At 72.5% G+C, this 19,187-nt stretch carries 17 protein-coding genes and 1 pseudogene; 9 read left to right on the plus strand and 9 right to left on the minus strand.

Annotated features, from left to right (window positions below; all coding sequences use genetic code 11):
• Positions 1 to 6: 6 nt before the first annotated feature.
• From ACF1G2_RS11610 to ACF1G2_RS11625, 4 genes are all read right to left on the minus strand, one after another.
• Positions 7 to 807: an SURF1 family protein gene (locus tag ACF1G2_RS11610; protein ID WP_391798075.1), complete on the minus strand. Its 801-nt coding sequence runs from the start codon at positions 805 to 807 to the stop codon at positions 7 to 9.
• Positions 808 to 944: 137 nt separating this feature from the next.
• Positions 945 to 1,178 (minus strand): hypothetical protein, encoded by a 234-nt coding sequence (locus ACF1G2_RS11615; protein WP_361432443.1) that lies wholly within the window; start codon positions 1,176 to 1,178, stop codon positions 945 to 947.
• A 54-nt stretch (positions 1,179 to 1,232) separates the two neighbouring features.
• A complete protein-coding gene (locus ACF1G2_RS11620; RefSeq protein WP_391798076.1) occupies positions 1,233 to 2,207 on the minus strand; it encodes a DEDDh family exonuclease in 975 nt (324 codons plus the stop codon).
• Positions 2,208 to 2,727: 520 nt separating this feature from the next.
• On the minus strand, positions 2,728 to 3,312 hold the full coding sequence (locus tag ACF1G2_RS11625) for an ArsR/SmtB family transcription factor (RefSeq protein WP_391798077.1): 585 nt from the start codon (positions 3,310 to 3,312) through the stop codon (positions 2,728 to 2,730).
• Positions 3,313 to 3,369: 57 nt separating this feature from the next.
• Between ACF1G2_RS11625 and ACF1G2_RS11630 the strand changes: the two genes are divergently transcribed.
• Positions 3,370 to 3,939: a dienelactone hydrolase family protein gene (locus ACF1G2_RS11630; protein WP_391798078.1), complete on the plus strand. Its 570-nt coding sequence runs from the start codon at positions 3,370 to 3,372 to the stop codon at positions 3,937 to 3,939.
• A 12-nt stretch (positions 3,940 to 3,951) separates the two neighbouring features.
• Here the strand turns inward: ACF1G2_RS11630 and ACF1G2_RS11635 are convergent.
• A pseudogene (locus ACF1G2_RS11635) lies at positions 3,952 to 4,129 on the minus strand (IS5/IS1182 family transposase); the annotation flags it as partial.
• 47 nt (positions 4,130 to 4,176) lie between these two features.
• Entirely contained in the window at positions 4,177 to 4,815 is a 639-nt protein-coding gene (locus tag ACF1G2_RS11640; protein WP_391798079.1) for a TetR/AcrR family transcriptional regulator, read from the minus strand.
• 96 nt (positions 4,816 to 4,911) lie between these two features.
• Between ACF1G2_RS11640 and ACF1G2_RS11645 the strand changes: the two genes are divergently transcribed.
• The 5 genes from ACF1G2_RS11645 to ACF1G2_RS11665 all read left to right on the plus strand — a co-directional run bounded on the left by ACF1G2_RS11645 (position 4,912) and on the right by ACF1G2_RS11665 (position 9,924).
• On the plus strand, positions 4,912 to 5,709 hold the full coding sequence (locus ACF1G2_RS11645; RefSeq protein ID WP_391798080.1) for an acetoacetate decarboxylase family protein: 798 nt from the start codon (positions 4,912 to 4,914) through the stop codon (positions 5,707 to 5,709).
• Positions 5,709 to 6,593, plus strand: a complete 885-nt coding sequence (locus tag ACF1G2_RS11650; protein ID WP_391798081.1) for an SDR family NAD(P)-dependent oxidoreductase — start codon at positions 5,709 to 5,711, stop codon at positions 6,591 to 6,593. The genes ACF1G2_RS11645 and ACF1G2_RS11650 overlap by 1 nt, the downstream gene beginning before the upstream one ends.
• Positions 6,594 to 6,682: 89 nt before the next feature.
• Complete coding sequence (locus ACF1G2_RS11655) at positions 6,683 to 7,963, plus strand: amidohydrolase family protein (protein ID WP_391798082.1); 1,281 nt, start codon at positions 6,683 to 6,685, stop codon at positions 7,961 to 7,963.
• On the plus strand, positions 7,963 to 9,186 hold the full coding sequence (locus tag ACF1G2_RS11660; protein ID WP_391798083.1) for an amidohydrolase family protein: 1,224 nt from the start codon (positions 7,963 to 7,965) through the stop codon (positions 9,184 to 9,186). The genes ACF1G2_RS11655 and ACF1G2_RS11660 overlap by 1 nt, the downstream gene beginning before the upstream one ends.
• 24 nt (positions 9,187 to 9,210) lie before the next feature.
• Entirely contained in the window at positions 9,211 to 9,924 is a 714-nt protein-coding gene (locus ACF1G2_RS11665; RefSeq protein WP_391798084.1) for a VIT family protein, read from the plus strand.
• On the opposite strand, the gene ACF1G2_RS11670 is transcribed toward ACF1G2_RS11665, so the two are convergent.
• A complete protein-coding gene (locus ACF1G2_RS11670) occupies positions 9,921 to 12,992 on the minus strand; it encodes an NACHT domain-containing protein (RefSeq protein ID WP_391798085.1) in 3,072 nt (1,023 codons plus the stop codon). The genes ACF1G2_RS11665 and ACF1G2_RS11670 overlap by 4 nt on opposite strands.
• A 158-nt stretch (positions 12,993 to 13,150) precedes the next feature.
• On the opposite strand from ACF1G2_RS11670, the gene ACF1G2_RS11675 reads away from it, so the two are divergent.
• The 3 genes from ACF1G2_RS11675 to ACF1G2_RS11685 are packed head-to-tail and all read left to right on the plus strand — an operon-like array spanning position 13,151 to position 15,867.
• A complete protein-coding gene (locus ACF1G2_RS11675; RefSeq protein ID WP_391798086.1) occupies positions 13,151 to 14,119 on the plus strand; it encodes a sterol desaturase family protein in 969 nt (322 codons plus the stop codon).
• Positions 14,116 to 14,805 (plus strand): lysoplasmalogenase, encoded by a 690-nt coding sequence (locus tag ACF1G2_RS11680; protein WP_391798087.1) that lies wholly within the window; start codon positions 14,116 to 14,118, stop codon positions 14,803 to 14,805. Before ACF1G2_RS11675 ends, ACF1G2_RS11680 begins: the two co-directional genes overlap by 4 nt.
• An 18-nt stretch (positions 14,806 to 14,823) precedes the next feature.
• On the plus strand, positions 14,824 to 15,867 hold the full coding sequence (locus tag ACF1G2_RS11685; RefSeq protein WP_391798088.1) for a zinc-dependent alcohol dehydrogenase family protein: 1,044 nt from the start codon (positions 14,824 to 14,826) through the stop codon (positions 15,865 to 15,867).
• Between the two features lie 190 nt (positions 15,868 to 16,057).
• Here ACF1G2_RS11685 and ACF1G2_RS11690 read toward each other — a convergent pair whose 3' ends face one another.
• Together ACF1G2_RS11690 and ACF1G2_RS11695 are read right to left on the minus strand one after the other, a co-directional pair.
• Entirely contained in the window at positions 16,058 to 17,383 is a 1,326-nt protein-coding gene (locus tag ACF1G2_RS11690) for a CoA transferase (protein WP_391798089.1), read from the minus strand.
• Between the two features lie 85 nt (positions 17,384 to 17,468).
• Positions 17,469 to 19,007: a S8 family serine peptidase gene (locus tag ACF1G2_RS11695; protein ID WP_391798090.1), complete on the minus strand. Its 1,539-nt coding sequence runs from the start codon at positions 19,005 to 19,007 to the stop codon at positions 17,469 to 17,471.
• Positions 19,008 to 19,187 lie beyond the last annotated feature (180 nt).

Here is a 19,187-nt window from a genome sequence, read left to right on the forward strand (position 1 = left end):
TGTGGCCTACGCCGCGGCCGGAGCCGGCTCGGGGGTGTCCGCGCCGCCCTCGGTGCGGGCCGCGGCCTCGCGGTCGCGCTTCTCGCGGCGGACCAGGATCGTCCAGCCGACGGGTACGCCGGCGGCGAAGAGCCACCACTGCACGGCGTACGCCATGTGCGCGCCGATCGAGTCGTGGTCGGGCTCGGGGATCAGCTCGGGGGTGTTCCCGGCCGGTTCGGGGGCGGTCTGCTCGACATAGCCGCCGAGCACCGTACGGCCGGTGAGCTCGGCCTGCTGTGCGCTGTTGATCAGCATCACCTGACGGTCCGGCAGTCCGCGCAGGTCCTTGATCCCGCTGGCGCCGGTCGTCTCGTCGGCCTTGAGCCGGCCGGTCACGGTCACCTCGCCCTTGGGGGCGGGCGGGACCGGGGGGTACGCCTTCTGGTCGGCCGAGGCGGGGACCCAGCCCCGGTTGACGAGCACGACCCGGCCGTCGGCGAGCGCCAGCGGCGTCAGGACGAGGAAGCCGACCTGGTCGTCGGCGTTGGTGCGGCGGCGGACGACGACCTCGTGCGTGGTGTCGAAGGTGCCGGTGACCGTGACCCGGCGCCAGTAGTCCGCGCGCGGCACGGTGTGACCGGGGGAGGTCAGCTTCTCGACGGGGAGCGGCTCCGCCTTCAGGTTCTCCGCGATCAGGGCGTTCTGCGCGACCCGGCGTTCGTGCCGGTGGAACTGCCAGAAGCCCAGCTCGATCATCGTCGGGACGAGGACGAGGGCCACGAGGGTGAGGATCACCCACTGCCGGGACAACAGGAAGCGGTACACCCCATGACCGTACAACTGTGGTCATGGGGTGCACGCACGGGGGTTCCGGTCGCCGGGGAGCGTCCGGGGCGTCTCCGGGGCGTGTCGGGGGCGTGTCGGGCCCGGAGGGCGTCCGGGGCCGCCCGTGCGTCCGCTGCTCAGACGTGGTCGACGATCCCCACCTTTCCCTCCGCCCGGGCGCAGTGCCCGCCGCAGTACCAGGTGCCCTCGACCTCGACGCCCTGGCCGATGATCTGGACCTTGCAGTGCTCACAGATGGGCGCCATGCGGTGAATGGCGCAGGAGAAGCAGTCGAAGACGTGCACCGCGCCCTGCGCGTGCACCTCGAAGGACATGCCGTAATCGTTTCCGCAGACCTCACAACGTGCCATGCGCCACAGGGTGCGACGTGAGCCGGGCGAGGCGCGGGCGGCACGCCCGGCGCGTCACCCGTCTGCCGGGGCCACGTCGCGCAGCAGCTGGGTGAAGGCGGCCTCGTCGACGATCGGGGTGCCGAAGGACTTCGCCTTCACCGTCTTGGAGGTGGCGGAGTCCGGATCGTTCGTCACCAGCAGGCTCGTCAGCCGCGAGACGCTCGTGGCGACATGCAGCCCCGCCTCGACGGCGCGGTCCTCGAGCAACTCGCGGTCGATGGAGGTGTCGCCCGAGAACGCCACCCGCATGCCCTGCTTGAGTGGTTTGTCCGCTTCGTAACGTCCGGGGTTCGGATGCGGGCACGGCGGACGCTTCCGCGAGGGGCGCCAGCCGTTCGCGTGGTACGAGGCCTGGTGGCCGATCCGGGCCGGGCCGGGCGTGGACACCCACTCCGTCAGCGGGCGGCACTCCAGGAGCGGCAGCCGTACGTTCCGCTCGGCCGCCGCGCGCAGGCTCGGCCGGAACGCCTCGGCCAGCACCCGCGCGTCGTCCAGAGCGTTGTGCGCTTGCTGCTGGACCACCCCGAAGTGCGCGGCCAGCGACTCCAGCTTGTGGTTCGGCAGCGGCAGCGACAGCTCCTTGGCCAGCGCGATCGTGCACAGCCGCTGGCGCACGGGCGCGGTGCGCTCCGCCCGCGCGTACTCCCGGGAGATCATCGACCAGTCGAAGAGCGCGTTGTGCGCCACCAGGACCCGGCCGTCGAGCCGCTCGGAGAACTCGGCGGCGATCTCCGGGAAGAGCGGCGCGTCCTTCAGCACGTCACGGGTCAGCCCGTGGATCCAGACCGGTCCGGGGTCCCGCTCCGGATTCACCAGCGTGTACCAGTGGTCCTCGACCTCGCCCTGGGCGTCCAGCCGGTAGACGGCAGCCGACACTATCCGGTCGTCGCGGGCGAGTCCGGTGGTCTCCACGTCGACGACCGCGTACCCCTGTGGGTAGGCGGCCGGCCACGTCGCTGCTGTCGTACGGTCGTCGAGCATGGTCACTGAGAATACGGGCCCCTGCCGACAGCCCCGCCCCCCGGTGCCCCGACGGTGACAGGAACCGGCCAGCCGGTCCACGCGCCGCCGGACGCGCGGCGGCCATGACGCCCGTCGTGCCGGGGAGTTCACGGGAGCCGCCGCGCGGACTCAGCCGGGACGGGCCACCAGGTCACCGGGGGCGCCCTGTTCGAGACCGCAGCCGTCGACCGGTCCCGGCAGCAGACGCCAGAGCGTCCCGGTCGCGCCCTCGGGTGCGGGCGCCGAGACCAGGTCGCCGGAATGGACGACGGCCCGCTTTCCGTGGACGAGGTTGGTGCAGTCGCACAGCCCGACGTACGACCAGTCCGCGGCGTACAGGGCGACCGACAGGTCCAGGTCGCCCCGGGTCCTCGCCGGCTGGGTCCCGTGCGGCCTGTCCGATGGGTCAGGTGACTCGATGCCCTGCTGCCTGAGAGGGGGCCGGGGCGGTGCGGGCGTGGGCTCTGCAGGCCGCGGCTGTGGTCGGCACCACCTTCCGTACAGGTCAGTCCGCCGCGGACTCGGCCTCTGGCAGCGCCGGATGGTCGGTCGGGTAGAGCCCGGCTGTGAAGCCGTACACCACATCGCCTCCGCGCGGCAGTCGGGCGTAGTCGTTGGCGAGTTCCAGGACCCGTGACCAGAACTCGCGGGCCTGCTCCTGCGGGATCCGCACATGCCGCACGATCGAGGACAGTTGATCTGCCTGGTGTGCCGGGGCCGACTCTGCTGCGGCCGTGGCGAGATCATTGGTGCAGTACGGGGTGGCGCCGCCCCCGTCGGTCGGGCTGACGGTGCCGACGCGAAAGATGCGGGCGGTGCGGCCGTAGAAACGTTCCTCGATGGCCCGCACCCGGCGGGTCCGCACGACCTTCAGCAACTGGGCGTCGACCAGGACGCTCACGTGGTGCGCGACCGTGCTCTTCGGGCGGTCGAGGGCGGTGGCCAGTTCGCTCACCGTTGCGGCGCGTTCGAGGAGCAGTTCGAGGATGGCGTCGCGTAGCGGGCTGGCCAGCGCGCGGAGCTGGGCCGGGGCCGTCACGTCTGTGACATCGGCGAGGTCGTAGTCGGGGAGGCGGGTACTGTTCGACACTCCTCGATTATTCTAAAGTTCCAGATCATTCGCTACTCGCCGGCAAGGGGTTCGGGCATGACAGAGGTCGTACTGTTCCATCACGCGCAGGGGCTGACCCCCGGAGTCGCCGCTTTCGCCGGCGAACTCCGCGCCGTCGGCCACACCGTCCACACGCCCGATCTCTTCGAGGGGCGTACCTTCGGCACCCTTGAGGAGGGTTCGGGCTACGTCGAGCGGATCGGCTTCCGCGAGATCACCGAGCGTGGCGTCCGCGCGGTCGAGCACCTGTCACAGGACATCGTCTACGCCGGCTTCTCGCTCGGAGTGCTGCCTGCCCAGAAGCTGGCTCAGACACGGGCGGGCGCGCGGGGCGCGCTCCTGTTCCACGCATGCATCCCCGTGTCGGAGTTCGGCGCGGCGTGGCCTGATGGTGTGCCGGTGCAGGTGCACGCCAAGGAAGCCGACCCGATCTTCGCCGAGGACATCGACGCCGCTCGCGCGCTCGTCTCCGATTCCGCTGACGCGGAGATGTTTCTGTATCCCGGAGACGAGCACCTGTTCGCGGACCACTCGCTGCCGTCCTACGACCCGGACGCTGCCAAGCTGCTGACCCGGCGGACGATCGAGTTCCTCGGCTCGCGCTAGGTTGTCGGCGGGTCATGCGCACAGCCAGAGCCGCAGGGCCGCGACGACCACGGTGCCGTGAAAGACGTACGTCCTCTTGTCGAAACGTGGCCACTGCCCGGCTCGCCTTCAACCGGTTGATCAGCCGCTCGACTTCGTCTCCGCGGACATGGCGTGCCGCATCGAAGCCGGCGGTCCGGCTCGTCTCTGACCTGCCGGACAGATCCTGGGACGGGCCCACACGCGCGTGCCACCGAATCAATCGGCCGTCCCGTCCCACGGTCCCAACAGTCCCTCCACCAGGGCCCGTACGGAGGTGGTGAAGAGACGCTCGGGGTCGATCGGGCGCGCCAGGGCGCGGATGAGCTCGGGGTCGGCCGGGTCGGTCGTCTCCGTCTCCCAGAGCTCCTCCTCGGCGGGGGACTGGACCGGCGCCCGCTCGCGGTTGCGCTCCACGAGGACGTAACCGACGACCTGGACCTGCACCGCCCGGACCGCCTCCGCCGCCCGGGCGCCGCGCAGGCCCGCCGCGTGCACCTCGTCGGCCAGGGCGCGCTGCGCCGGCAGGAACATCCGCTCCGTCAGGCCCCGTTCGTGGACCATCGCCACCAGATGCGGGCGCGCGCGCAGTTCGCGCCGCAGCGAGCGGGCCACCGAGACGATCCGGTCGACCGGGGTGCGCCCGCGCGGGGTGATCGCGGCGAGATCGGCGACCGTCCGCTCGACGAGGGCGTCGAGCAGCGACTCGCGGTTGCCGACGTGCCAGTAGATCGAGGTGACCGCGGTGCCCAGTTCCGTGGCGAGCCTGCGCATGGTCAGGGCGTCCGGGCCGTGCTGCCTCACCAGAGCGGCGGCGGTCGCGAGGACCTCCTCGCGGGTGAGTGCGGTACGCGCCATCGTCCCCCCAATTCTGTTGCGTGCACGCCTATTTACCCTTCATCGCCACCGGTGTAACTGTGTTACAGGCCGACGGTCCCTGAAGGGTGGTACGTCATGGCACGAGTACGGTACGGGGCGCGCACCGACGCCGAGATCACGGCGGCCCGCGCCAAGAGCAGCAAGCTTCCCGACATCTGGTCCACCGGCGTGGTCGCCGTCTGGGAGACCGATCCGGACGTGGTGGCGGCCGTCCTGCCGCCCCCGCTGAAACCCACCGAACGGCCCCTGGTACGGGCCGCCATCTCCCAGGTTGACCTCCCCGGCTACCCCCTGGGCGCCGGCTCGGTCGCCGTCGCCGCCGCCCACGGCGACCAGGAGGGCTGGTACCCGCTCGTCATGCCGATGACCCTGGAGCGGGCCCTCGTCGGCGGCCGTGAGGTCTTCGGCGAGCCGAAGAAGCTCGGCGAGGTCGTCGTCGAACGCGACGGGCTCGTCGTCCGGGCCTCCCTCGGGCGCCACGGCATCGACTTCGTCGAGGTGCGCGGAGCGGTCTCCGGCCCCCTGCCCCTGCCGGAGCCCGCGGAGAAGACCGACTTCTACTTCAAGTTCCTGCCGGGCGTGGACGGCACCGGCTTCGACGCCGAGCCCGTCCTCGTCCACTGCGTCCGGGCCGAGAAGGTGCGCAAGCTGGAACGGATCACCGGCGACGTCGTGCTCCGCGAGTCCATGTACGACCCCGTCGCCGACCTCCCGGTACGCCGGATCGTCGAGATCACCATCGGCGAGAAGACCACCGACCAGAAGGGCCGGGTCGCGGAACGGGTCAGCGCCGAGGCCCTCCTGCCGTACATCCACCAGCGCTACGACGACCCGCAGCAGATCCTCGACGGACCGCCGGAAGGGAGCGTGTGATGGAGCTGCGTCAGGGGCAGGTCGCGGTCGTCACCGGCGCGGCGAGCGGCATCGGGCTCGCGATGGCGCGCCGGTTCGCCGCCGAGGGCCTCGCCGTCGTCCTCGGCGATGTGGAGGAGGGCGCGCTCGCCAAGGCGGCCGAGGAGCTGACGGAGGGCGGGGCCCAGGTCCTCGCCCGTACCGTCGACGTCAGCGCCCCGGAGTCCGTACGGGCCTTCGCCGACGCGGCGTTCGACACCTTCGGCGCGGTGCACGTCCTGTGCAACAACGCCGGGGTCGGCTCCGGCGCAGAGGGCCGGATGTGGGAGCACGAGCCCAACGACTGGAAGTGGGCCTTCTCCGTCAACGTCTGGGGCGTCTTCCACGGCATCCAGGCCTTCGTCCCGCGCATGATCGCCGGCGGCGAGCCCGGGCACGTCGTCAACACCTCCTCGGGTGACGGCGGCATCGCCCCGCTGCCGACCGCCTCCGTCTACGCCGTCACCAAGGCGGCCGTCGTCACCATGACCGAGTCGCTGTACGCCCATCTGAAGGCCGAGCACGCGCGCGTGGGGGCGTCCGTGCTCTTCCCCGGCCCGCACATGCTGCGCACCGGGCTCTGGGAGTCGCACCGCAACCGGCCGGAGCGGTACGCCAAGGAGCGACCGCGCAAGACCCCGTACCGCAGCCTGGACCAGTGGGAGTCGGCGATGAAGGCCGCCGGGCACGAGGTCGCCTTCACGCCCGTCGAGGAGGTCGCGGAGCACGTCGTCGACGGCATCCGCGCCGACCGGTTCTGGATGCTCCCGGCGAGCGAGCACAGCGACCGGCAGATCCGCGCGCGCTCGCAGTCGATGCTCGACCGCGCCGACCCGTCGTACCTGGAGAACTTCATTCTCGACTGACCGTGCCGCCCCGCCGGCCGCGATCTCCGGCCGGGGGTCCGGGGGTAGTCCCCGGGAAGGCACGGCATCCCCGACCGAGGGACTTAGCCATGAGCTTTGAGGACCCGTACCTGATCATCTCCTCCGACTGCCACGCCGGTCTGCCCACCGAGCGCTACCGGCCCTATCTCGACTCCCGGTTCCACCGCGCCTTCGACGAGTTCCTCGCCGGGCGCGACGCCCGCCGCGAGGCCATGACCCGACTCGGAGTACGCAACGAGGCCTTCGCGAACAAGTGGTTCAGCGACAACGAGGAAGGGCTGCGGGGCGGCTGGGACGCCGCGCAGCGGCTCAAGGAGCTCGACGGCGACGGGGTGGCGGCCGAGGTCGTCTTCCCCGACGCGGACGCCGTCGACAGCCAGACCGCCGCGCCCTTCGGGGTCGGCCTCGGACTCTCCGGCGACCAGGACCCCGACCTCGGCATGGCGGGCGCGCAGGCGCACAACCGCTGGCTCGCCGAGTTCGTCGGCCGGAATCCCGAGCGGCACTGCGGGGTGGCGCTGCTGCCCATCACGGCCGAGCCGTCCAAGGTCGTCGCCGAGATCCACCGGGCCAAGGAGTCCGGGCTCGGGGCGCTGATGATCCCCTCGATGTGGGTGGACAGGGAGCCGTACCACGACCCGCGCTACGAGCCGGTCTGGGCGGCGGCCGCCGAGACCGGGATGCCGCTCGTCACCCACTCCGGCGCCGCGCCGCGCGAGGAGTACGGCGACCACCTCGGCATCTACGTCAGCGAGGTCACCTGGTGGCCCGCCAGGCCGCTGTGGTTCCTCCTCTGGTCCGGGGTCTTCGAGCGCCACCCGGGCTTAAGGTTCGGTGTCGCCGAATCGGGCTGCTGGTGGCTGCCGAACCTGCTCTGGTTCATGGACCGCCTCTACCTCGGCGCGCACGGCGGCAAGAAGCTGTCCCCGTTCGCCGAACTCAGGCGGCCGCCGAGCGAGTACCTCGACCGCCAGGTCTTCATCTGCGCCACCAACACCAAGCGGCGCGAGCTGGCCCAGCGGTACGAGATCGGCGTGGACAACATCCTGTGGGGCTCGGACTTCCCGCACCCGGAGGGGACCTGGCCCGACACGCGCGCGTGGCTGGGGAACACCTTCCACGACATCCCGGTCGCGGAGACGCGGCGGATGCTGGGCCTCGCCGCGGCGGAGGTCTTCGGATTCGACACCGAGGCGCTGGCTCCGCTCGCCCGCCGCATCGGCCCCACCCCCGCCGAACTGGGCCAGTCGCCCGACCAGACCGCGGTCGAGGCCTCCTGGGCCCGCTCCCGCGAGGTCGGCCGACACTGGCTGACGGACCACGACTTCCCCGCTTTGGGGGTGAACTGATGGACCGGTACACCGTCATCTCGGCGGACTGCCACGCGGGCGCCGACCTCCTCGACTACAAGCCGTACCTGGAGAAGAGGCACCACGACGCCTTCGACGCCTGGGCGGCCGGCTACGTCAACCCGTACGAGGACCTGCTCGCCGACACCGCCGACCGCAACTGGAACTCCGGGCGCCGGCTGCGCGAGCTGGAGGCGGACGGGATCGTCGCCGAGGTCGTCTTCCCCAACACCATCCCGCCGTTCTTCCCCTCCGCCTCCCTGATGGCCCCCGCGCCGAGCCGGGAGGAGTTCGAGCAGCGCTGGGCCGGGCTGCGCGCGCACAACCGCTGGCTGGCCGACTTCTGCGCGGACGCGCCCGGCCGCCGGGCGGGCGTCGCGCAGATCCTCCTCAACGACGTCGACGAGGCCGTGAAGGAGATCCGCCGCACCAAGGAGGCCGGCCTCACCGGCGGGATCCTGCTGCCGGGCGCCCCGCCCGGCAGCGGGATCCCCGAGCTGTACTCGCAGACGTACGACCCGATCTGGGCGGTCTGCGCGGAGCTGGACGTCCCGGTCAACCACCACGGCGGCTCCGCCTCGCCGCCGCTCGGCGACGAACCGGCGGCGCGCGCGGTCTTCATGGTGGAGACGACGTGGTTCTCGCACCGGGCGCTCTGGCACCTCGTCTTCGGCGGCGCCTTCCGCCGCCACCCGGAACTCAGACTGGTCCTCACCGAGCAGGGCTCGGGCTGGATCCCCGGGGTCGTCGAGATGCTGGACTACTACCACGCCCGCCTGGTCGCGGCGGCCTCCCGGGCTGCCACCGCCGAGTCCAAGTTCGGCGCGGGACTGGCGGAGTCGATGGGCAAGGGCCCCAGCGAGGTCTGGCGCGACAACTGCTTCGTCGGCGCGAGCTTCATGCGACCGCACGAGGTCCCGCTGCGCGACCGGATCGGAGTCGACAAGATCATGTGGGGCAGCGACTACCCGCACGACGAGGGCACGACGCCGTACTCCCGCGAAGGCCTCCGCATCGCCTACGCGGGGCTGCCGAGGGAGGAGGTGGCGGCGATGGCCGGAGGTAACGCGGCCCGCGTCTACGGTTTCGACCTGCCGTTCCTCGACACCCTGGCCGCCGTGCACGGCCCGACCGTCGAGGAGATCGCCGAGCCCCTGAAGGAGGTCCCGGCGGGCGCGACGAGCCCCGCCTTCGCCCCGGGCGGGTCGGTACGCGTGTGGTGACGGACCGGATGAGAACCTCCCCGGGTGACTGACGAACCCGCCCACGACGAGGCCCACGGCGGAGGTCTCGGCACCCGTCTCAACTGGCTCCGGGCCGCCGTGCTCGGAGCCAACGACGGAGTCGTCTCCACCGCGGGCCTCGTCGTCGGCGTCGCCGGCGCGACCGGCTCCCGGGCCGCGCTCCTCACCGCGGGCCTGGCCGGACTGCTCGCCGGATCGATGTCGATGGCGGCGGGGGAGTACGTCTCGGTCTCCACGCAGCGCGACGCCGAGAAGGCGGCGCTGGCCGAGGAGAGACGCGAGCTCCGCGAGGACCCGGAAGCCGAACTGGCCGAACTGACGGGCCTCCTGTCGGCCCGCGGCCTCTCACGGGATGTCGCCCGCGAGGCCGCCGAACAGCTCACCGCCCGTGACGCCCTGCGCGCCCACGCACGTGTGGAACTCGGGATCGACCCCGACGCCCTCACCAACCCCTGGCACGCGGCCGGCGCCAGCTTCCTCGCCTTCACGGCCGGCGCGCTGCTCCCCCTCCTCGCGATCGTCCTCCCGCCCGCCTCCACCCGTCTCTGGATCACGGTCCTCTCGGTCCTCGCCGCCTTGGCCCTCACCGGCTGGTGCAGCGCCCGCCTGGGCGCGGCCCCACCCCGCCGCGCGGTCCTGCGCACAACGGCCGGCGGCGCCCTGGCGATGGCGGTGACGTACGCGGCGGGGTCGCTGCTGGGGGCGACGGGGATCTAGGGCCGGCGGGTGATTCGGCCAGGTGCGAACAGCTCTTCGCCGATGAGCCGGGTCTCGCCACTGACGTCCATCGTGAGGTCGCCCCGGTCGGCGAGCGCGGTCACGTCGACCGGCGAGCCGTCCGCCGCCGTGCACGACCAGAGCCCGAGGTGCTCGAGGGCCGGATGGTCGCGCAGGGGGGCCAGGTCCGGCAGCGCGCACCGGAGCAGGTACAGACGGCGCAGGCGTGGCAGGCGGTGGAGCAGACCGAGATCGGGAGCGGGCAGCTCGGACAGCTGCAGCGTCTCGATGTCCGGCGGCGCGTCCATGGAGAGAAGCTGGTTCAGCTGCGTGCGTCCGCCGAGCGAGAGTGTGCTGAGCAGCGGCCACCGTTCGATGCCCGCCAGGTCGATGTACCGGGAGTGGCGCCCCAACGCGAGACTTGTGAGCTGTGACCCGATGGGCAGTTCGGCCAGCCTCTCGACGAGCAGCGGTTGCAGGAGTCCGAAGGAGAGCAGGTCGGGCATGTCCCGCAGGGGTTCGGCGGACAACTCCGCATGCCCGTCGAACAGGGAGAGTGACTCCAGGCCGGGCCTCGCGACAGGAGAGAGGTCCCGCACCCGCGGACACATGCTCAGCCCGACCCGCCGAAGGCCGGAGAAGCGCCGGAGTCCGGAGAGATCGGCGAGCGCGGCGTTGTCGTAGAAGAACACCCGTCGCAGGTCGTCGAGCACATACAGCGCGGTCGGATCGGGGTGGGATCCGGTGAGATGGACACCACGCACCTCGGGAAGGAGGCTCAGCGCCGCGAGCTGGTCCGGCGACTGCACATGCAGGTAGTCGAAGTCGCCCGCGCCTACGGACAGCACCTCGCGTGCGTACCGTTCCGTGTCGAAGGCGCCCCACGCCTGCGACACCTGGAACGGCACAGGGTGCCTCCGGTCGTCCCGGAACCGAGCCACCACCTCGAACGCCGCGTCCCCCGTGATCAGCGCCGCCGTCCGGACGACCGCCGCCGCGCTCTCCGCGTCCAGGCTCTCGGGACCCGGCAGCAGCTCCAGGACCAGGTGCCCGACCCGTGCCAGTTCCTCGGCGTCCTCCTGACCGCGCGGCGGCAGCAGCTCCTGGGTCCGCTCCTCCACCTCCGCCCGCACCGCCGGATCCAGCTCCGGCGCCTGTTCCAGGCAGGCGGCGGCGAGGAGCACGAGTCGGTGCCGCAGCTTCGGTGCCCGGTCCGCGCGCCGTAGCAACTGCTTCAGCAGCCGGGCGCGCTCGTCCACGCGCGCGTGCCCAACCGCCATCTGCACGACGTCGTCCCAGGTGTCGTCGTGCGCGTGCTTCACCAGGACGCCGAAGTCCCGTGCCTCGACCGCGGCCTTCGCACCCAGGTAGTCCTGGAACGTCCGGTGCACGAACCCCACCGAGCCGGGGGCCGGTTCGCGCAGCAGACCGCTGCGGATCAGCAGATGCGCGAAGACCTGCTCCGCCGTGCCCCGCACCTGCGGCATCGCGGCGAGCCATTCCTCCACCATCTCCGCGGCCTCCGCGCGGTCCGCCTCGACCTGCCCGTTCCGGATCAGCCAGTACGCCAGCCGCTGCAGCAGCGCCGTCTGCTCCTCGCGCGTCAGGTCGACGCCCTCGACCGCACAGATCTCCCGCTCCGTGTCACGCCGCACGAGCAGCATGTCGAGGGCCGCGTCGTACAGTTCCTTCCGCGCGCGAGGCAGCTGCATCCGCCGGTCGCGGTTGAGCGCGCAGAGCAGCGCGCACATCAGCGGGTTCGTGGCGAGCCGACCGAGGTCCCTGCGGGTGGCGACGGCCTGTCGCAGAGCGGTCTCGTAGCCGGTGAGCGTCTCGTCCTCCGGCTCCTCCAGCCGTGCCGCCTCGTGCCAGTGACCGATGAACGCGCGGATGCCGTCCCGGTCCATCGACAGCAGCGAGTGGGCGGTGAAGCCCTGACGGGACAGCCATTCCTCCGGCACTGCCGAGGGGCGGGTCGTCACGACGTAGCGGGCGGCCGGAAAGGCCGTGACCAGGCTCTTCAGCCAGGTCTCGGTCCGCTGGCGCAGCCGCACCGGGACCTCGTCCACACCGTCGACCAGCACCAGCGCCCGCCCGCTCACGAGCAGATCCTCCGCCCAGCTCGCGGGAGGACGAAGCGGAACCCCGGCCGCGCGCAGGAAGTCCTCGGGCGCCGGCAGCGAGTCCACCGAGGTGAAGGCGCGGAGCCGGAGCACGAACGGCACGCAGCGGTTCCAGTCGGCGAGGTCGCCGTCGAAGGAGCGACGAGCCGCGTTCAGGGCCAGCCACTGGACCAGGGTGCTCTTGCCGGAGCCGGCGGGGCCCCTCAGCAGCAGCCGGTCCGTCGCCGTGAGGGCCTGTTCGGTGGTCACCGTCGTGGGCCCCGCGTGCGGCAGACCATGGACGGCGTCGGCCCGTTCGCCGCTCACCGCCAGCCCGATGTACGCCGTGTCCAGCGCCCACTCCCGCGCCGACCGCCCGAGTGTCAGCCCGAACAGCTCGAGCCGCCCGTGCGTCGCCGCCATGAACTCCGCGTACCGCTGCTCGAAGGCCAGGGCTTCCGCCTCCGGCCGGGGCCGGGCCGCGGACAGGGATTCCACCGCGTCCCGCGTCCGTGCGGCCACGCGCGCGTGCTCCACCGCCGCCCGGGCCGGGAAGGCCGCTTCGGCCGTCAGCTGTTCCACGAGGTGGGCGCAGCACAGCCCGAGCAGGTCGTCGTACAGCTCCACCGTCCGGACACCGAGGCCCGTGTCAGGGGCTCGCAGCTCCGCGCGCAGCCGCTCCGGGTCGAGGTCCACTGCGAAGAGCCGGTCCGCGTCGAGCGTGCCCGCGGCGGCGAAGGCGTCCCGCACGCCGTCGATCGCCGCGAGCCTTTCGTGCTCGGGAACCGTTCCGTACCGCTCCGCGAGCCGGCCGCCGAGGACCTTCGCCAGGCGGTCCGGGCCGGCGGGCCGGGGCAGCGGTCGGAGGGGGGACGGGACGATCCCCGCGCCCTTCCTCGGTGCGATCACCGACCGCGCGACCGCGCCCAGCACCGTCCCCGCCAGTCGCGCCAGTGCAACTTCCATACCCTGCAACGGAGTTCCTCCCCCAACGACCGCCGTCCTCGCGATCGTACGCAAAAGACGCTTGTCGGAAGGTGCCAAAGCCTGCTGACAAGTCGTCTCGCATACTTGTCGGTAACGACGTCTAGTCGCGTCCGGCCCGCGCCCCTACCGTCTTCGGCATGCCGAACCTGCCCGATGTCGTGCTCTGGTCCATACCGGCGTTCGTCCTGCTGACCGTTGTCGAGATGGTCAGCTACCGACTCCATCCCGACGACGACGCCGCCGGGTACGAGGCCAGGGACGCCGCCACCAGCATCGGCATGGGGCTCGGGAGTCTCTTCGTCGACCTTCTGTGGAAGATCCCGATCGTCGCGATCTACACGGCCGTCCACGAGCTCACCCCGCTCCGCGTCCCCGTCCTGTGGTGGACGATCCCGCTGATGCTCCTCGCCCAGGACTTCTTCTACTACTGGTCGCACCGCGGTCACCACGTCATCCGGATCCTGTGGGCCTCCCACGTCGTGCACCACAGCAGCCGCAGCTTCAACCTCTCCACCGCGCTGCGCCAGCCCTGGACCGGCTTCACCTCCTGGCCGTTCTACCTGCCGATGATCGCGCTCGGCGTCCACCCGGCCGCCGTGGCCTTCTGCTCCTCGGTCAGCCTCGTCTACCAGTTCTGGATCCACACCGAGCGCATCGACAGGCTCCCCCGTCCCTTCGAGTACGTCCTCAACACCCCCTCCCACCACCGCGTCCACCACGCCTCGCAGGGCGGCTACCTGGACCGGAACTTCGGCGGCATCCTGATCCTCTGGGACCGGATGTTCGGCTCCTGGGTGGCGGAGACCGAGCGGCCCGTCTTCGGGCTCACCAAGAACATCGAGACCTACAACCCGCTGCGCGTCGCCACCCACGAGTACGCCGCCATCGCCCGGGACGTGCGGTCCGCGACCGGCTGGCGCGAGCGAGCCGGGCGGGTCTTCCGGGGGCCGGGATGGCAGCCCGCCGCCACGCCCGTACCCGCCGCCGCGCCCGTACCCGCCGCCGCGCCCGTACCCGCCGCCGCGCCGGGGCCCGCCGTCGCGCACGGCACCGGTCCCGCCCTCCCGCACGGCACCGGGCCCGCCGCCGCGGAGACCATCGCGTGAGCACCCGTACCGCGGGCCCCGCCGCCCCCGCCCCCGCCCCCGCCGCCGCCCCCGTCGCCGCGCTCTCCTGCGTCCTCCTCGCCGCCTTCGCACTCGCCGTCGCCGTCGACCTCGGCTCCCTCCTCGCCGGTGCCGAACTCGGACACCGGATCGCCAAACCGCTGCTGATGCCGCTGCTCGCCGCGTACGCCGCCACCCGCGGCGCCCCGAAGCTCCTGCTCGGGGCGCTGCTCCTCGGCTGGGGCGGCGACGTCCTCCTGCTCGCCGACGCCGACTGGGCCTTCCTCGCCGGCATGGGCTCCTTCGCCGCCGGTCACGTCTGCTACCTCGCGCTCTTCGGACGGCGGCGCGCGTCCGTCCCGCTCGGCATCGCGTACGCCGCCGCCCTCCTCGGCACGGTCGTGCTCCTCTGGCCCGACCTCCCCGCCGGACTGCGGATCCCCCTCGCCGGTTACTCGCTCCTGCTCGGCGCGATGGCGTACCGCTCCGGGTCCCTCGGGCTCACGGCGGGCGCGGGCGGCGCGCTCTTCCTGCTCTCCGACACCCTGATCGCGACCGGGATCGCGGAGTGGCCCCAGCCCCCCGCCACCGCCGTCTGGGTCATGGCCACCTACATCGCCGCGCAGTACCTGCTGACCGCGGGGGTGCTCACACAGGCGTACGGTGAGCGGAGTACCGCCGACTGAGAGCAAGGACCGTCCGTCATGCGCGCCACCACCATCCACGCCCCGTTCGACATGCGCGTGGAGGACGTGCCCGACCCCGTGATCCAGGACCCCGCCGACGTCGTCGTCCGGGTCCTGCGCGCCTGCATCTGCGGCAGCGACCTGTGGGCCTACCGCGGCGTGGCCGCCCGGCAGCCCGGCCAGCGCATCGGGCACGAGTTCCTGGGCATCGTCGAGGCGGCAGGCCCGGACGTCTCCGGCTTCGCCGCCGGTGACCTGGTCGTCGCGCCCTTCGTCTGGTCCGACGGCACCTGCGAGTACTGCTCCGAGGGCCTGCAGACCTCCTGCCCGCGGGGTGGCTTCTGGGGCTCGGTCGGCTCCGACGGCGGCCAGGGCGAGGCCGTCCGGGTCCCCTTCGCCGACGGCACCCTCGTCAAGCTGCCCGCTGACGCGGCCTCCGACGACCGTCTGCTGACCGCGCTCCTCGCCCTCTCCGACGTCATGGGCACCGGCCACCACGCCGCCGTCGGCGCGGGCGTGCGCAAGGGCTCCACGGTCGCGGTCGTCGGCGACGGCGCCGTGGGCCTGTGCGGCGTCCTCGCCGCGAAGCGGCTCGGCGCCGAGCGGATCATCGCGCTCGGCCGCCACGCCGTCCGTACCGACATCGCCCGCGCGTTCGGCGCCACCGACGTCGTCGCCGAACGCGGCGAGGCCGCCGAGGCCGCCGTACGCGAGCTCACCGGCGGCCAGGGCGCCCACGCCGTCATCGAGGCGGTCGGCACGGAGCAGTCGATGCGCACGGCCGTCGCCATCACCCGCGACGGCGGCTCCATCGGCTACGTCGGCGTCCCGCACGGCAGCGGTACGGGGCTCGACCTCTCCGTGATGTTCGACCGGAACATCGCGCTGCGGGGCGGTGTCGCGCCCGTCCGCGCGTACATCCCCGAGCTGCTCCCGGACGTCCTCGACGGCACCATCGACCCGTCCCCGGTCTTCGACGTGACGGTCGACCTCGACGGCGTCCCGGCCGGCTACAAGGCCATGGACGACCGCACCGCCCTGAAGGTCCTCGTCAAGCCCTGACGGCCGCACGAGGGCCCGGTGCGCCGCATGAGGCCGGGGGCGCCGCGCGAGGCCCGGGGGCGCTGCACGAGGCCGGGGGCGTCGCATGAGGCCGGGGGCGCCGCGCGAGGCCCGGTGCGCCGCGCGAGGCCCGGTGTGCCGCACGAGGCCCGGTGCGCCGCACGAGGCCGGGGGCGCCGCCCCCCTCGGCTCAGGCCCCCGACCACACCGGGTCGTCGCCGCCCTGGCGGCCCGGTGGGCGCGACCACGCCGTGGGGCCGCCCTCGTACCTCACGGGCGACACCGCGTGGCGCAGCAGTCCCAGCGGGCCGGACGTCTCCGTGAGGTGGTCCTCGGGCACGTAGCGGGGGAGGGCGTGCGCCAGCCAGTGGCCCGTCTGCGCCAGGGCCAGGCGTACGAGACGCGTGCCGCCCTCGCTCTCCTGCTCCGTCAGGGACCGCAGTACGGCCGCCGCGAGCAGATACCCCGACCCGTGATCCAGGGCCTGCGCGGGCAGCGCCCCCGGTTCGTCCGCCGAGCCCTCGGCCGCCGCGATCCCCGTCGCCACCTGCACCAGGCTGTCGAAGCCGCGCCGCTCGCCCCACGGCCCGTAGTCGCCCCACGCCGAGATCCGCGCGATCACCAGACCGGCCCGGTGCAGACCGAAGCGCTCCAGGGCGCCGGGGCGGTAGCCGGTGACCAGGACGTCCGCCTCGTCCAGCAGCGCGTCCAGGGCGCGCCGGTCCGCAGGCCGGTCCAGGTCCAGCGCCGCCGTCCGCTTGCCGACGTTCGTGTCCGCGTGCTGGTCGGGCAGTTCGGGATTGCCCGGCGGGTCGATCCGGAGCACGTCGGCGCCGAGCAGCGCCAGCGTTCTCGTCGCCACCGGTCCGGCGAGGACCCGGGTCAGGTCCAGGACGCGCAGGGGGCCCGGGCGCCGCTTCCCGCCCGGGCGCCGCTTCCCGGCCGGGGCCGCGTCGTCCAGCCGTTCCCGCGTCAGCAGCGGCCGCGCCGCCACCTCCCGGCCCTGCTCGTGCGCCGCCCACTCCTCAGGCGTCCGCAGGGCGACCGCCAGCCCGCCGGCCGCGTAGGCCGCCGTCTCGACCTCGACCGCCCTGCGCTCGGCGATCGCCGCCTCCACCGCCTCCACCGACTCCTCCCGGACGCCCAGCGCGGAGAGCAGCGCCGCCCGGTGGTGGGGGTAGTTCGCGTGCGTACGGACCCAGCCGTCGGACGCCTTCCAGAAGCGGGACAGCGGCGCGAAGTTCACCGGAGCCCGGCCGCCGACGCGGAGGTGACGCTCGCTCACGAAGGCCGTGGCGACGGCCCCGTCGTCCACCCGGACCCTTCCCGGCAGGCCGCCCCGCTCGACCGCGGCCAGGCCCGCGACCGCCACCGTCGCCCGCGCCAGGTCCATCACCGGCAGCCGCGCCGGCAGAAGCCCCGACGGGCCGGTGAACGCCACCCGGTCCACCAGGGCGGGATCGCCGCCCAGGGCCGACCACAACAACTCCGTACCCGTACGCACTGTGTTGTCCATCCCGGCATGATGGCACTCCGTGCCACGCAAAGGGTCCCGGTGTGGTTCACCACACCGGGACCCCTCCTGCCTGCCGGCGTGGTGCCTACCGGCGCACGGCGTCGAGCGCGTTCACGAGACCGGCTCCGTAGAAGCCGTTCTTGTTCTTGCCGCCCACGCAGACCGCGTCGACGGTGCCGTCGGCGTTGATGTCGTACGGGTTGGTGCAGGCGCGGTCGTCGGCCTGCGCGTACAGCAGGGCCTTGAGCGCGGCCGGGCTGGCCTTCGGGTGCGTCGACTTCAGCAGCGCGAGCACACCGGCGGCGTGCGGCGAGGCCATCGACGTACCGGCCTTGTAGTTGAAGCCGCCGTTGACCGTGGTCGACAGGATCCGGCCGTTGACCGCCGGAGCGTCCGGGGTCTGGTACTCCGTGCGGTCGCCGCCGGGCGCCGCGACGTCGATGATCCCGTCACCGTAGTTGGAGTACGAGGCCTTCAGGTCCTTGGCACCGGTCGCGGAGACCGTGACCACGCCCGGCAGCATCGCCGGGTAGTCCAGGCACTCCTTCGGGTCGACGACCCGCGTCACCGGCGTGGTGTCGTTCGGGCTGCTGTCGTCGGTGAGCTCGTCCGACGCCAGGTCCATGGCGGAGTTGCCCGCCGCCGCCACGTTGACGGTGCCCTTGCGCTCCGCGTAGCGCGTCGCGCGGGTCACGGCCTCGATCAGGGCCTTCTGGTCGGCGTCGTTCTTGCACGCGAACAGCCACGGGTCCGTGTAGTAGCTGTTGTTGGTGACGTCGACGCCGTGCTCGGCCGCCCACACGAAGCCGCAGACGACGGCCTCGGTGTAGAAGAAGCCGTCAGGGGTGGAGACCTTGATGCCCGAGACCTTCACGCCCGGCGCGACACCGGTGATGCCGGTGCCGTTCTTGGCGGCGGCGATCGTGCCGGCGACGTGCGTGCCGTGGTCGCTCTCGCCCGGGTTCGGGCGCCACGAGCCGGGGGTGATGTCCGGCTTGCCCGTCACGCAGTTGGCCGAGGCCCTGGCATCGAAGTTCGGCGCCAGGTCCGGGTGCGTGTCGTCGACACCCGTGTCGATGACGCCCACCGTGACGTTCCGGCTGCCGAGCGTCCGCTTGTGGGCCTTGTCCGCCTGGATGGCGGGCAGGTCCCACTGGAGCGGCTCGAGCGCGTCCTGGTCGTCCGTCGCGCGGGCCGCGGCGGACGTGGCCTCGGACGCGGTGAGCGCCTGGCCGCCCTCGCCGACGGAGGTGTCGGTCTGGACGGAGAGCGGTGCGGTGCGGGTCGAACCGGCCGACACCACACCGCGGGTCTTACGGATCGTCGTCGCGAACTCGGGGTTCTGCGAGTGGACGACGATGACGCCTATCTGGTCATAGGAGATGACCACCGTGCCACCGGCCTCGGCTATCGCCTTCTTCACCGAGGCGGCCGTCTTGCGACCCCCGTCGACGTTGACGACGTACGACAGCTTCGGGGCATTCGTCGAGACGGCGGGCGTCGCCGGGGTGTCGCTCGCCACCGCGGCGGAGGCGCCGGTCGGAAGGAAGCCGAGCGAGGCCGTGAGCGCGAGGCCGGCCGGCAGAGCGAGTACTCGGCCGCGTCTCGATCCCAGATGAGCCATGGGTTCTCCACATCATCCGTATGTACTGCCCGCCGGCGGATTGCGGACGGGCAGGTGCATGACGAGTGAAGCTATCGCTGATCTTCCCGCCCCATCAATGAGTTGAGAGGATTTCCTGCATTTCCGGAGGAAGATCCAGAAGAAGGTCCAGGGAAGAAGACCACCCCGGTGAACCACTTC

Source organism: Streptomyces sp. NPDC013457 (genome assembly GCF_043089925.1).
Taxonomy (GTDB): Bacteria; Actinomycetota; Actinomycetes; order Streptomycetales; family Streptomycetaceae; genus Streptomyces.